Source organism: Trabulsiella odontotermitis, assembly GCF_001297775.1.
Lineage (GTDB): Bacteria > Pseudomonadota > Gammaproteobacteria > Enterobacterales > Enterobacteriaceae > Trabulsiella > Trabulsiella odontotermitis.
On the sequence record NZ_LIFX01000004.1, the window covers coordinates 49,184 to 63,251 of the forward strand.

The following is a 14,068-nucleotide window of genomic DNA, read 5'->3' on the forward strand; positions in this document are numbered from 1 at the left end:
TTACACGATTAAGATTTTTCTTAAATAATAACAGGATTTGCGAGCAAGTTAACAAATTATTTATTTCCTGAGCAGGTGTTGCGGTGTGTTTTTGCTCGGTTAAATAGCGCGCAATGTCACCTTTGTTCTTTTGCTTTGCGAACTATCCCCCGGAAAATCGTCATAAATCTGTCACAATTAACCGAATGATTACCACAATGAGGACGTAGGGATGAATAAGACGATACTTACCAGCGCAGTTGTCGGCGCGATGTTAATGACCTCGGGTGTCCAGGCGCAAAGCGCGGCTGATGGATATAAGCTGCAACAGGTGCTGATCATGAGCCGCCATAACCTGCGCGCCCCGCTGGCGAATAACGGCAGCGTGCTGGAGCAGTCCACGCCGGACAAATGGCCGGAATGGGATGTGCCGGGCGGAGAGTTAACCACCAAGGGCGGTGTGCTTGAAGTTTACATGGGCCATTATATGCGTGAATGGCTGGCGCAGCAGGCGATGGTGACCACCACGGAATGCCCGGCGCCGCAGACGGTTTATGCCTACGCGAACAGTCTGCAACGTACCGTGGCAACCGCACAGTTCTTTATCGCTGGTGCCTTCCCGGGGTGTGATGTGCCGGTTCACCATCAGGAAAAAATGGGCACCATGGACCCAACCTTCAACCCGGTGATCACCGATGACTCGCCGGAATTTAAAGCGAAAGCGTTGCAGGCGATGGAAAATGAGCGCCAGAAAATGCAGCTCAACGACAGTTATCAGTTACTGGCGCAAATCGCTGATTACCAGGATTCCCCCGCCTGTAAAGAAAAAAAGGTCTGCTCACTGATTGATGCGAAAGATACTTTCAGCGCTAATTATGAAAAAGAGCCCGGCGTTGACGGTCCGCTGAAAGTGGGTAACTCGTTAGTGGATGCCTTCACGCTGCAATACTATGAAGGTTTCCCGCTGGATCAGGTGGCCTGGGGGAAAATCAAAACCGATCAGCAGTGGCGCGTCCTGTCGAAGCTGAAAAATGGCTATCAGGACAGCCTCTTCACCTCGCCGGAAGTGGCGCGCAACGTCTCAGCGCCGCTGGTGAAATACATCAATAAAGTGCTGGTGAGTGATGTGGCGAATGCGCCGAAAATCACCATGCTGGCGGGGCACGACTCCAACATTGCTTCGCTCATCCGCGCGCTGGATTTCAAGCCCTATCAGTTGCCGAACCAGTATGAGCGCACACCCATCGGCGGTAAAATTGTCTTCCAGCGCTGGCATGACGACAAAGCCAACCGTGAACTGATGAAAATTGAATATGTCTATCAGAGCACAGAACAGTTGCGGAATGCCGAGCCATTAACTCTGGAAAACCCGCCGCAACGTGTCACGCTGGCGCTGAATGGTTGCCCGGTCGATGCTAATGGTTTCTGCCCGATGGATAAATTCAAAGAAGTGATGACTCAGGCGGTCAAATAACAATTTCGCCCCTTAATCGTTGAGGGGGTATTGAACTGAGGCGATAAAAAAACCCCCGCCAGCGGCGGGGGCTCAGGTTATCAGTTGCTCAGACGTTTTTACGTTCGATGGTCTGTTCGCCCCAGAAGAGCGAGTCTTTATCGGTTTTTTCAAACGCGCGGATCAATACTTCATCGCTGCCTTCTTCCCAGATTTTTTCCGCCAGCTTTTCGTCATACTTCGCGGCTTCAAAAATGGCTTCGGCAATTTCGGGAGAAGTGTTTCGCAAACTTGCCCATTCGCCTACGTGATGTGCCTTTGCTTCATTACTCGGCATGTGTCTCCTCCTGTGGAATTCGGTTGAAGGTTAGCGTTAGCCGTTCAGTTTTTTCGCCAGTCCGGCGACGTACTCACCCTGATAACGTGCAATGGAAAGTTCTTCCTGGCTTGGCTGGCGTGAACCATCACCGCCAGCAATGGTGGTCGCGCCGTATGGCGTGCCGCCGCGTACCTGGGAAACGTCAAACAGTTCCTGCGCCGCGTAACCAATCGGCACAATGACCATGCCGTGGTGGGCGAGGGTCGTCCAGGTGGAGGTGATGGTCTGCTCCTGACCGCCGCCGGTTCCTGTTGAGCTAAAGACGCTCGCCAGTTTGCCGTACAGCGCGCCGGAAGCCCATAATCCGCCAGTCTGGTCGAGGAAAGTCCGCATCTGCCCCGACATGTTGCCAAAGCGCGTTGGTGTGCCGAAGATGATAGCGTCATAGTCAGCCAGTTCCTGTGGCGTGGCAACGGGTGCGTTTTGCGCTTTACCCCCGGCTTTTTCGAAAACCTCAGCAGGCATGGTTTCCGGGACGCGTTTTACCACCACTTCAACACCGTCAACCTTGTTTGCCCCGTCGGCCACCGCTTTCGCCATGGTCTCAATGTGTCCGTACATGGAATAATAAAGCACCAAAATCTTTGCCATTTGCTTCACTCCTCGATTTTCATAGTTAACAGCCTGTGGCTGCCCTCCTTTAAAGATATGTCGTGTGGCTGAGAGTGCAACTATCACAATCACTTCTTTGATTCATAACAAAAATGTCAAATTTCGGTTTTGTTGTAATTTGATACATTTTCCGCCTTACCGCTTTTGGCAGTGATAAGAGACGCTTATTGATTGCGAGGCGGGAAAGTCACCCGAAAGTCGGAGATCCTGTTGCAGGATATTTCGACTGACTGGCTGTCCGGGCCAGCTTTACTAAGATTAGTTCCACGGCGAGGGAATACTTCCCTACGTCGCAGGTGAAAGAATTCTCTTTTACTGAATGCAGTATGATGTCTAATGTTTTCACATAACCGGAGGTTAGTTATGGCAAACCATCGTGGTGGAGCCGGCAATTTTGCCGAAGACCGTGACAGAGCATCAGAAGCAGGTCGTAAAGGTGGTCAGCACAGCGGCGGTAATTTTAAAAATGATCCGCAGCGTGCCTCTGAAGCAGGCAAAAAAGGGGGCAAAAACAGCCACGGCAGCAAATAATTGCTGAGTGACTGTGACACCCCAGCCGCCGGGATATCCCGGCGGTTTTTCTTTTGTTATCCTGTCCGCGCATAACAAAAGGAGAGGGTGCATGGCGCAGGGCGCAGTCAAAAAAACCGGTAAGCGTTCACAGGCGGTGAGTGCAAAAAAGCAGGCCATTCTTAACGCGGCGCTGAACACCTTTTCGCAATTTGGCATCCACGGCACCCGACTCGAGCAGGTGGCGGAACAGGCGGGTGTCTCGAAAACCAATCTGCTCTACTATTTTCCTTCCAAAGAAGCCCTGTACATCGCGGTGCTGCGGCACATTCTGGATATCTGGCTGGCGCCGCTGCGCGCATTCCAGGCGGATTTTACCCCGCTGGTGGCCATCAAAGAGTACATCCGGCTGAAGCTCGAAGTGTCCCGCGACTACCCGGAGGCCTCAAGGCTGTTCTGTCTGGAGATGTTGCAGGGCGCGCCGCTGTTGATGGGCGAACTGACCGGGGATCTGAAAACGTTAATTGACGAGAAATCGGCGATTATCGCCGGATGGATAGCGAGCGGTAAGCTGGCGCCCGTCGACCCGCACCATCTGATTTTTATGATCTGGGCTTCCACCCAGCATTACGCCGATTTCGCCACCCAGGTGGAAGCGGTCACTGGTGCCACGCTGAAAGACGAGGCCTTCTTTCAGCGTACAGTAGAAAACGTACAGCGGATGATCATCGAAGGGATCCGCGTGCGTTAATTTCCCGGCGGCAGCGGGCAGCTCAGATCACCCTCTTCGCACTGCAACAGCGAGGCGAGAAACGCTTCACGTTCGACGGTTTTGTCCGCCAGACACTGGCTGTTTATCATCGGCTGGACGCTGCCGCCCGTGGCGCCAGAGCTCATAAACGTACAGTCCGCGTCACGCAGCGTAATCCACGCGTTTTGCGCTTTTTTCAGCAGTTCGCGCTGCGCCGGTACCGCACGCTTAAGCGCATCCTGATACGTCTGGTTGAGCTTTTTATCGGCGGCCTGATACTGCGCGGCAGTGCAGGTGTTCAGTTCCGTCTGCGTGCTTGCGCTGGCGCATTCGTCGGCCAGTGCACCGGTGCTGAACGCCAGGGCGCTAAACATAATCAGTATACGTTTCATTATCATCTCCCGATTTCATAATGAAACGTAGTATACCTGTTCTGCGTTTCAATGCGCGCAGAAGAAAATCGGACGTTGCCCAACCGTGAACAGGAACCCCTTTTCATCCTGCGGCAGAATGGAATAGGTAATGTTTTTATCAGGATAGACGTAAAAATCCGGCAGGATGTCATCCATCACGTTGTCCGGCAGCGACTCATCATTCGACATTTTATTGATGCTCGTCGAATGCAGGCGCACCTCGTTTTTATTTTCGGTCCAGCTATAAGCCACTTCGCGGCGCACCGTCCCCACCACTTTATTGTTTTCGCGGTAGGTTCCGCTCACCGATACCACGCCAGTGTTATTGTTGGTCGAATACATAAAATCCAGCACCAGATAGGCGCTCACATTGCCGGAATAGATGCGCACCGGCGCCGAGCAGCGTTCCGGCTTGTAGATCTTCTCGACCTGAAAAGTGAAGTGGTAAGAGAGCGCGCCTCCTAATACCAACATAATGAGACAACCCAGCGTTGTCTGTGTTCTAGTCACGAGCTACCCCACGAAAATAGAGCGAAACGCAACCAGAATCGTTTGCGTCGTCATAAGGTTTTTGGCAAATCAGCGCCGTCAACGCGGGCAATGAGCTGGATGACGGGAAATACACCCACGGGTATCGCTTGCAGTCCAGTCCCGTTTTGATGATGGTGGCTTTATTTTCCTGAAATGAGCTCCTGTCATCGATTTCATCTTCCCTGGAATAGAAGTGGCAGCCGTTGCTGCTTTCGAACAGGGTGTAATGCTCAAACAACGAGTCGTCAGGCGTAAAAAGAGCAGCACTGTAGACGGCCAGCGCGCCAAGTAAAAAGGCCGCGACCATATGCAGCGCGGGCCATTTGTTATCACGCAGCACGCAGACCCGACGGCGGGGCTTCGCCAGCGATTTAACGATGCGCTGTGTATCGGTGGCGTCCGGCGTGGTTTTCGGCTCGTAAAGGGCTTCCACCTGCGCCGTGTTGTGATATTCCTCAGCGCTGATGCGCACCACCTTCACGTTGCTCTCAATCTGAAAGCCCCGGCGCGACACCGTCGCGAGAATGGTTTTATCGGTTTCCCCCACGGTACGCAGCCCGCGACGGACGATAGAGATGTTCTGGTAAAGGGTATTGGTCGGCACCTGCACCAGTTCGTCAGGCCACACCTTTTCAAAAAAGGTCTGGTGCAATACCACACTGTGCGCCGCTTCCAGCAGCAACACCAGGCAACGGCTGGCCGGGCGGGTTAACAATACCGACAGTTCCGGCCTTGACAGGGAAGCCAGTTTGTTTTTTTCGGGTACAAACTCGATGTTATCGTCGATTATCCAAAGCATACGTAAGTTACCGGCAGAGAAATAAACTTTGGGTGTAATCCCAAATACGAGTCGTGTAAGCGACATCCTTTTTCAACAGAGGACTGGTGTATTAATAATTGATGTTAATCGCACCACATAAGAATCCAGGAATAACTATCAGATTCTGACTGACGAGAGATTAACAATAACTTCAAAAACTTCTCTTTAATGTAACAAGCTCATTTTTCTGCATTTTTGTTACTTCCGGCAGTTATTGCTTAAATTTACTTCAGACATGTTTCGACTTTCAATATGTAATATAAGGAAATCGTATTAAATAGGTGATTTAAGAAATAAATTCTTAGGAAAATACTTAGAAAGGTCAGGGATTACAGGAAATGTGCGAGATCACCGAATGGCGAGATATTATCCTAAATCAGGAGTTGAGTTATTCCTGATATAAGATAAATTCTCGTTTTCAGGTGCAATTCGTGAGCAAAGGCAAGATGAGGGGGAAATATCGTGAGCAGAAAGAAACCCGGTAACTCATTCGTTACCGGGTTAATAATAACTTAGCCAATCGTCATCAGACTGGCATTACCGCCAGCCGCGGCGGTATTAATACTTAACGAACGTTCATGATACAAACGTTCCAGCAGCAGATTGGTTTCACCGCGGGCAAACCCCTGTACCGAGACAATAGCCCCGTCACGCGCCGCGACCTGTTCGCACAATTCACGCAGTTGATCGGAATCACCGTGGTAAATCACCGCGTCAAAGTGCTGTGCCATCAGCACGTCAGGCTTCGCCAACCGAACGCGTTCAGCCACTGCTTTTGGCAACTGTTTCACCAGCGCGCGTTGCAGCGGCTCATCCGGCCACAGCACTTCGCTGCCGACCGCCGTCACCGCGGCTAACTGTACCAGCGCATCGTCGTCGTTATCGGCCACGCACAGCACGCATTCGCGCGGCACGAAGGTGAGGGTGTTGCGCTCACCGGTCGGCCCTGGCAACAGGCGCTGCGTCCCGGCCTGCGCCAGGTCGCCATACTGCTGGCAGAGCGCATGCAGCGACGGGCGGTTTTCTGCCCACTGCGTCAGGGCCAGCAGCGGTTTTTCCAGCAGCGCTTTCAGTTGGGTATCCACCGCGTATTCCGCATCCTGACGGGCGAGGGTTTTCGCCAGCGCCGTTTCCGGGCGGCTCGACAACAGACGGTAAAGATAGAGCGGGCCGCCCGCTTTTGGCCCGGTTCCCGACAGCCCTTCGCCGCCGAACGGCTGCACGCCAACCACTGCGCCAACCATGTTGCGGTTGACGTACAGGTTGCCGACGTGGGCGTTGCCGGTCACCTGGGCGATGGTCTCGTCAATACGGGTATGTACGCCAAGCGTCAGGCCATAACCGGCCGCATTGATCTGCGCCAGCAACTGATCCAGCTCGTTGCGGCGGTAGCGCACGACGTGCAGTACCGGGCCAAAGACCTCTTTTTTCATCTCGTCGAAACTGTCGAGTTCAATCAGCGTCGGCGGAACAAAGGTACCGCTGGTCCATTCGCGGGCATCTTCGCCGTTGTCAAACGCCGCCTGGAAGACGTTGCGGCCTTTGGCGCGCAGGGTCTGAATATGCTGCTCGATATTGGCTTTGGCTTCCGCGTCGATCACCGGCCCGATGTCGGTCGTCAGACGGCCAGGGTTACCCATCCGGCATTCCGCCATCGCACCACGTAACATGGTCAGGGTGTGGTCAGCGACCTCTTCCTGTAAACACAGTACACGCAGGGCTGAGCAGCGCTGACCGGCGCTGTCGAACGCCGAGGCCAGCACGTCGATCACCACCTGTTCGGTCAGCGCGGACGAATCCACAATCATCGCGTTCAGACCGCCGGTTTCGGCAATCAGCGGCGTCGGGCGGCCCTGTGCGTCGAGGCGGCTGGCGATATTGCGCTGCAACAGCGAGGCGACTTCTGTCGAGCCGGTAAACATCACGCCACGTACGCGGTTGTCGGCGGTCAGTTGCGCGCCGACGGTTTCACCGCGCCCCGGCAACAGCTGGATCACGCCTGCCGGAACACCGGCTTCGCGCAGAATGGCAATGCCCTGAGCGGCGATAAGCGGCGTCTGCTCCGCGGGTTTCGCCAGCACGCTGTTGCCCGCCGCCAGTGCCGCGGCAATCTGGCCGGTGAAGATCGCCAGCGGGAAGTTCCACGGGCTGATACACACCACCGGGCCTAACGGGCGATGGGTTTCGTTATCAAAATCGTGGCGCACCTGCCCGGCGTAATAGTGGAGGAAATCCACCGCTTCACGCACTTCGGCAATCGCGTTGCTGAAGGTTTTCCCGGCTTCACGCACCAGAATGCCCATCAGCTGCTGCATCTGGCCTTCCATCAGCACAGCGGCGCGTTCTAGGATGGCGGCACGTTCTTCCGGCGGCGTCGCGAACCAGATAGGCGCGTTGCTCACTGCGCTGTTCAGTGCCTGTTCGACTTCGCTTTCGCTGGCTTCACGCACATAACCAACCCGGTCTTTCGGCTCTGCCGGGTTGATCACGGGCGTCAGTTCGCCGTCTTCCACCGGATGTTCCAGCATCGGCAGCGCCTGCCATTTCTGCAACGCGCTGTTCAGCAGTGAAGAGGAGAGGGAGGCGAGACGGTGCTCGTTCGCCAGATCCAGCCCCGCCGAGTTGGCGCGCCCTTTGCCGTACAGATCGCGCGGCAGCGGGATTTTCGGATGCGGCAGACCCGGCTGGCCTTCCTGCGCCGCCAGTTTTTCCACGGCGTCCACCGGATCAGCAACCAGCTCGTCCAGCGGCAGGGTGTTATCGGCGATACGGTTCACAAACGAGGTGTTGGCACCGTTTTCCAGCAGACGACGCACCAGATACGCCAGCAGCGTTTCATGCGTCCCCACCGGCGCATAAATGCGGCACGGGCGGTTCAGTTTGCCGTCCGCCACTTTGCCTACCACCTGTTCGTACAGCGGTTCACCCATGCCGTGCAGACACTGGAACTCATACTGACCCGGATAGTAGTTCTGCCCTGCGAGCTGGTAAATCGCCGCCAGGGTATGGGCGTTATGGGTGGCGAACTGCGGGTAAATCAGGTTCGGCACGCCGAGCAGTTTTTTCGCACAGGCAATATAGGAAACGTCGGTGTAGACCTTACGGGTGTAAACCGGATAACCCTCCAGCCCTTCCATCTGCGCGCGTTTGATTTCGCTGTCCCAGTAAGCGCCTTTCACGAGGCGGATCATCAGGCGACGGCGGCTGCGGGTGGCAAGATCAATCAGGTAATCAATCACGAACGGGCAGCGTTTCTGGTATGCCTGAATGACGAAACCGATGCCGTTCCAGCCAGCCAGTTCCGGCTCAAAGCACAGTTTTTCCAGCAGGTCGAGGGAGATCTCCAGCCGGTCAGCTTCTTCGGCATCGATGTTAATGCCGATGTCGTACTGGCGCGCGAGCAGGGTTAATGACTTCAGGCGCGGGTAAAGTTCGTCCATCACCCGGTTGTACTGCGCGCGGCTGTAGCGCGGGTGCAGCGCCGACAGTTTAATGGAAATGCCCGGCCCTTCATAAATGCCGCGACCGTTCGACGCCTTACCAATGGCATGAATGGCCTGCTGATAAGAAACCATATACGCCTGCGCATCGGCGGCGGTCAGCGCCGCTTCGCCCAGCATGTCGTAGGAGTAACGGAAACCTTTTTCTTCCAGTTTACGGGCGTTGGCCAACGCTTCGGCGATGGTTTCCCCGGTGACGAACTGCTCACCCATCAGGCGCATCGCCATATCCACACCTTTGCGGATCAGCGGCTCGCCGCTCTTGCCGATGATGCGGTTCAGCGAACGCGACAGGCTGGCTTCGTTATGCGTCGATACCAGTTTGCCGGTAAACAGCAGGCCCCAGGTGGCGGCGTTAACGAACAGTGACGGGCTGCGGCCAATGTGTGACTGCCAGTTACCGTTGCTGATTTTGTCGCGGATCAGCGCATCGCGAGTGGCTTTATCAGGAATACGCAGCAGCGCTTCGGCAAGGCACATCAGCGCCACGCCTTCCTGAGAGGAGAGGGAGAATTCCTGCAACAGGCTCTGCACCATACCGGCGCGACCGCTGGCGGTTTTCTGGTTACGCAGTTTTTCTGCCAGCTGATACGCCAGCTTGTGCGCCTGTTCCGCTACATTTTGCGGAAGACGCGCCTGCTCGAGCAGCATCGGCACCGCATCTGTTTCGGCACGACGCCAGGCGGCGGTGATGTTCGCGCGGGTGACGGACTGCGGCAGGATCTGCTCGGCAAATTCGAGGAAAGGCTGGTGTGTTTCATCGACCGGCGCGGCCGCGTCTTCGCTTTCGTTGGCGGCGCCAGAGAGCAGCGCAGGCAGCTCCGGCAGGGCATCGTCGTTATCCAGTCTTTCGAGATAGTTAAAAATCGCCTGCTTAATTAACCAGTGCGGTGTGCGATCGATTCGGGTTGCGGCCGCTTTAATGCGTTCGCGGGTGGCGTCGTCAAGCTTAACCCCCATGGTGGTGGTGCCCATTGCCGTTCACTCCTGTGTCTGTTATTTGTGTACTTTTATTTGGTTACGCAGAAATATCTATCATGTTGCAACTTTGTGCAACCTTGTTAATTGTGACTTGAGTAGCAAGCTTAAAAATGAATGAAATGTTAATAACAAAAGAAAAATAAAAACGACGATTAACAGAACGCAAAACGTTTCCATGCGCTACTTAACAAAAATAAAAGGTGCAACTGTGAGAAGTGTGAGCGAGTGCAACCTATGCTAATTTAGCTCAGGGAGCAGGGTACAATCGTTGTAAATGATGTGTTAAATCGTTTGTGAAATTTTAAAGCTTCGGTCAGGATACGGTCCCCCTGACAGTCACAGAATCATCACTCCGTTCCGGTGATGGCACATAACGGCGAATAAAAAAGAGTTCTGGAGAGGTTTAATGGCTATTAGTACACCGATGCTGGTGACGTTTTGCGTCTATATCTTTGGCATGCTTTTAATCGGGTTTATTGCGTGGCGCTCCACGAAAAACTTTGATGATTATATTCTTGGCGGTCGCAGTCTCGGTCCGTTCGTGACAGCGTTGTCGGCCGGGGCGTCTGACATGAGCGGCTGGCTGCTGATGGGCCTGCCGGGCGCGATTTTCATCTCCGGGATCTCCGAAAGCTGGATTGCCATCGGCCTGACGGTCGGGGCATGGATCAACTGGAAACTGGTGGCCGGTCGCCTTCGCGTCCACACCGAAGTGAACAACAATGCCCTGACGCTGCCGGACTATTTCACCGGCCGTTTTGAAGACAGCAGCCGCGTGCTGCGCATCATCTCCGCGCTGGTCATTCTGCTGTTCTTCACTATATATTGTGCCTCCGGGATTGTCGCCGGTGCGCGTCTGTTCGAAAGCACCTTCGGGCTGAGCTACGAAACGGCGCTGTGGGCCGGTGCGGCAGCCACCATCATCTATACCTTCATCGGCGGCTTCCTCGCCGTCAGCTGGACCGACACCGTGCAGGCCAGCCTGATGATTTTCGCGCTGATCCTGACCCCGGTCATCGTTATTCTGACCGTCGGCGGCTTCGGCGATTCGCTGGAAGTGATCAAACAGAAAAGCATCGAAAACGTCGACATGCTGAAAGGGCTGAATTTCGTCGCCATCATCTCGCTGATGGGCTGGGGGCTGGGCTACTTCGGGCAGCCGCACATTCTGGCGCGCTTCATGGCGGCGGATTCGCACCACAGCATCGTGCATGCCCGTCGTATCAGCATGACCTGGATGATCCTGTGCCTGGCCGGTGCGGTATCGGTCGGTTTCTTCGGCATTGCTTACTTCAGCAACAACCCGTCACTGGCAGGTGCGGTGAACCAGAACGCCGAGCGCGTGTTCATCGAGCTGGCGCAGATCCTGTTTAACCCGTGGATTGCCGGTATTCTGCTGTCAGCGATTCTGGCGGCGGTGATGTCGACTCTGAGCTGTCAGTTGCTGGTCTGCTCCAGCGCCATTACTGAAGATCTCTACAAAGCGTTCCTGCGTAAAGGCGCGAGCCAGCAAGAACTGGTATGGGTCGGGCGCGTGATGGTGCTGGTGGTCGCGCTGGTGGCGATTGCCCTGGCCGCGAACCCGGCAAACCGCGTACTGGGGCTGGTGAGTTACGCCTGGGCGGGCTTCGGCGCGGCCTTTGGTCCGGTGGTGCTGTTCTCGGTGATGTGGTCCCGCATGACCCGCAACGGCGCGCTGGCCGGGATGATCATCGGCGCGGTGACCGTCATCGTCTGGAAACAGTTCGGCTGGCTGGGTCTGTACGAGATTATCCCTGGCTTTATCTTTGGCAGCATTGGCATCGTGGTGTTCAGCCTGCTGGGTAAAGCGCCGTCAACGTCCATGCAGCAGCGTTTCGCACAGGCCGATGCGCATTACCGCTCTGCGCCACCGCCGCGTTTACAGGCGGAATAATCCTCCGGAAAATCATCCTGAGCCTGGTTTTCGGGCTCAGGAATTTCTCTCCTGAATCCATCCCCATGTAATTTTTACATCCTGTCATCATTCTCACGACATTTTACTTGTGTTTATTTGCTGCGTAATGATAATCGCTATCACTAAGATTTACTTTTCTTTGCACCAGCTGACCGTGATTCACATTTAAGGACATCGGCATGTTTGTTCCATTTCTCATTATGTTACGTGAAGGACTTGAGGCGGCGCTTATCGTCAGCCTGATCGCCAGTTATCTGAAGCGCACCCAACGTGGTCGCTGGATTGGCGTAATGTGGATCGGTGTGTTTCTCGCCGCGGCGCTGTGCCTCGGTTTAGGCATCTTCATCAACGAAACCACGGGCGAGTTCCCGCAAAAAGAGCAGGAGCTGTTTGAAGGGCTGGTGGCGCTGATCGCGGTCGTCATCCTGACGTGGATGGTGTTCTGGATGCGCAAAGTCTCCCGCAACGTCAAAAAACAGCTGGAAGAGGCGGTGGATAACGCGCTGCAAAAAGGCAATCACCACGGCTGGGCGTTAATCCTGATGGTTTTTTTCGCCGTGGCGCGTGAAGGGCTGGAGTCAGTGTTCTTCCTGCTGGCGGCGTTCCAGCAGGATGTCGGCATCTGGCCGCCGCTGGGGGCGATGCTTGGGCTGGCGACGGCGGTGGTGCTCGGTTTCCTGCTTTACTGGGGCGGCATCCGGCTCAATCTTGGTGCGTTCTTCAAATGGACCAGCCTGTTTATTTTGCTGGTGGCGGCCGGGCTGGCGGCGGGGGCGATCCGCGCCTTCCATGAAGCCGGGCTGTGGAACAACTTCCAGCAGGTGGCGTTCGATTTCAGCAATGTGCTTTCCACCCATTCTCTGACCGGCACGCTGATGGAAGGCATTTTCGGCTACCAGGAAGCGCCGAGCGTCAGCGAAGTGGCGGTTTACTTTATTTATTTGATTCCGGCGCTGGTGCTGTTCGCACTGCCGCCGCGTGCCGGTACGACAGCGTCCCGTACAGCACCCTGATGTCATTCGACGCATTACACCATTTAGTTACAACATACTTATTGAAAGGGATAGGTCATGACAACTAACTTCCGCCGTAGTGCGCTGCAAGTGGGTATTGCTGCGCTGTTCGCCTCTGCTTTTGCCGCTCAGGCTGCGGATATTCCGCAGGTAAAAGTCACCGTCAACGACAAACAGTGTGAGCCGATAAGCATCACCGTCAATGCCGGTAAAACGCAGTTCATCATCCAGAACCACAGTCAGAAAGCGCTGGAATGGGAAATCCTCAAAGGCGTGATGGTGGTGGAAGAGCGTGAAAACATCGCGCCGGGATTCACCCAGAAGATGACGGCCAACCTGCAGCCTGGCGAATATGACATGACCTGTGGCCTGCTGACCAACCCGAAAGGCAAGCTGATTGTGAAGGGCGAAGCAACAGCGGCTGACGCTGCCAAAGCGAATGCCGTGCTGAGCCTCGGCGAGGCGATCACCAGCTATAAAACCTACGTCACCGCTGAAACCGCAGAACTGGTCAACGGTACTAAAGCCTTTACCGATGCCGTGAAAGCCGGGGACATCGAAAAAGCGAAAGCGCTGTACGCACCGACCCGCCAGCACTACGAGCGCATCGAACCGATCGCCGAACTGTTCTCTGACCTTGACGGCAGCATCGACGCCCGTGAAGACGATTATGAGCAGAAAGCGGACGACCCGAAATTCACCGGTTTCCACCGTCTCGAAAAAGCGCTGTTTGGCGACAACACCACCAAAGGGATGGAACAGTACGCCACGCAACTGAACACCGACGTGCTTGAACTGCAAAAACGCATCAGCGAACTGGCATTCCCGCCATCAAAAGTGGTGGGCGGCGCGGCCGGGCTGATTGAAGAAGTGGCCGCCAGCAAAATCAGCGGTGAAGAAGATCGCTACAGCCACACTGACCTGTGGGACTTCCAGGCCAACATCGATGGCGCGCAGAAAATTGTCGACCTGCTGCGTCCGCAACTGCAAAAAGAGAACAGCGCGCTGCTGGCGAAAGTCGATGCCAACTTCAAAAAAGTGGACGCGATCCTGGCGAAGTATCGCACCAAAGACGGTTACGAAACTTACGACAAACTGACCAGCGCTGACCGCAACGCGCTGAAAGGGCCGATCACTACCCTGGCGGAAGACCTTGCACAGCTGCGTGGGATCCTGGGGCTGGACTAAGC

12 protein-coding genes are annotated in these 14,068 nt (G+C 55.1%); 6 read left to right on the forward strand and 6 right to left on the reverse strand.

Annotated elements, in window-relative coordinates; all coding sequences use genetic code 11:
* Nucleotides 1–211: 211 nt before the first annotated feature.
* Entirely contained in the window at nucleotides 212–1,453 is a 1,242-nt protein-coding gene (gene agp, locus AOY23_RS05785; protein WP_054178743.1) for a bifunctional glucose-1-phosphatase/inositol phosphatase, read from the forward strand.
* Between the two features lie 88 nt (nucleotides 1,454–1,541).
* On the opposite strand, the gene AOY23_RS05790 is transcribed toward agp, so the two are convergent.
* Together AOY23_RS05790 and wrbA are read right to left on the reverse strand one after the other, a co-directional pair.
* Nucleotides 1,542–1,769 (reverse strand): YccJ family protein, encoded by a 228-nt coding sequence (locus AOY23_RS05790; protein WP_038154557.1) that lies wholly within the window; start codon nucleotides 1,767–1,769, stop codon nucleotides 1,542–1,544.
* Nucleotides 1,770–1,805: 36 nt separating this feature from the next.
* Nucleotides 1,806–2,402 (reverse strand): NAD(P)H:quinone oxidoreductase, encoded by a 597-nt coding sequence (gene wrbA, locus AOY23_RS05795; protein WP_054178742.1) that lies wholly within the window; start codon nucleotides 2,400–2,402, stop codon nucleotides 1,806–1,808.
* Nucleotides 2,403–2,786: 384 nt separating this feature from the next.
* On the opposite strand from wrbA, the gene AOY23_RS05800 reads away from it, so the two are divergent.
* Together AOY23_RS05800 and rutR are read left to right on the forward strand one after the other, a co-directional pair.
* Nucleotides 2,787–2,954, forward strand: coding sequence for a con-10 family general stress protein (locus tag AOY23_RS05800; protein WP_054178741.1), 168 nt, complete (start codon nucleotides 2,787–2,789; stop codon nucleotides 2,952–2,954).
* A 91-nt stretch (nucleotides 2,955–3,045) separates the two neighbouring features.
* Entirely contained in the window at nucleotides 3,046–3,684 is a 639-nt protein-coding gene (rutR, locus tag AOY23_RS05805) for an HTH-type transcriptional regulator RutR (protein ID WP_054178740.1), read from the forward strand.
* On the opposite strand, the gene AOY23_RS05810 is transcribed toward rutR, so the two are convergent.
* The 4 genes from AOY23_RS05810 to putA all read right to left on the reverse strand — a co-directional run bounded on the left by AOY23_RS05810 (nucleotide 3,681) and on the right by putA (nucleotide 9,923).
* Nucleotides 3,681–4,076: a lysozyme inhibitor LprI family protein gene (locus AOY23_RS05810; protein ID WP_054178739.1), complete on the reverse strand. Its 396-nt coding sequence runs from the start codon at nucleotides 4,074–4,076 to the stop codon at nucleotides 3,681–3,683. The genes rutR and AOY23_RS05810 overlap by 4 nt on opposite strands.
* Nucleotides 4,077–4,124: 48 nt before the next feature.
* Nucleotides 4,125–4,571: a hypothetical protein gene (locus AOY23_RS05815; RefSeq protein ID WP_054178738.1), complete on the reverse strand. Its 447-nt coding sequence runs from the start codon at nucleotides 4,569–4,571 to the stop codon at nucleotides 4,125–4,127.
* Nucleotides 4,572–4,599: 28 nt separating this feature from the next.
* Nucleotides 4,600–5,427, reverse strand: coding sequence for a winged helix-turn-helix domain-containing protein (locus AOY23_RS05820; RefSeq protein ID WP_054178737.1), 828 nt, complete (start codon nucleotides 5,425–5,427; stop codon nucleotides 4,600–4,602).
* 533 nt (nucleotides 5,428–5,960) lie between these two features.
* Nucleotides 5,961–9,923 carry a trifunctional transcriptional regulator/proline dehydrogenase/L-glutamate gamma-semialdehyde dehydrogenase gene (gene putA, locus AOY23_RS05825; protein WP_054178736.1) on the reverse strand — a complete coding sequence of 1,321 codons (3,963 nt, stop codon included), beginning with the start codon at nucleotides 9,921–9,923 and terminating at the stop codon, nucleotides 5,961–5,963.
* A 412-nt stretch (nucleotides 9,924–10,335) separates the two neighbouring features.
* Here putA and putP point away from each other — a divergent pair, with 412 nt between their 5' ends.
* From putP to efeO, 3 genes are all read left to right on the forward strand, one after another.
* The gene (gene putP / locus AOY23_RS05830; RefSeq protein ID WP_054178735.1) at nucleotides 10,336–11,844 is read left to right on the forward strand and encodes a sodium/proline symporter PutP; all 1,509 of its coding nucleotides are present in this window, start codon (nucleotides 10,336–10,338) and stop codon (nucleotides 11,842–11,844) included.
* A 200-nt stretch (nucleotides 11,845–12,044) separates the two neighbouring features.
* On the forward strand, nucleotides 12,045–12,878 hold the full coding sequence (efeU, locus tag AOY23_RS05835; protein WP_054178734.1) for an iron uptake transporter permease EfeU: 834 nt from the start codon (nucleotides 12,045–12,047) through the stop codon (nucleotides 12,876–12,878).
* 57 nt (nucleotides 12,879–12,935) lie between these two features.
* Nucleotides 12,936–14,066: an iron uptake system protein EfeO gene (efeO, locus tag AOY23_RS05840; RefSeq protein WP_054178733.1), complete on the forward strand. Its 1,131-nt coding sequence runs from the start codon at nucleotides 12,936–12,938 to the stop codon at nucleotides 14,064–14,066.
* Nucleotides 14,067–14,068: the final 2 nt, after the last annotated feature.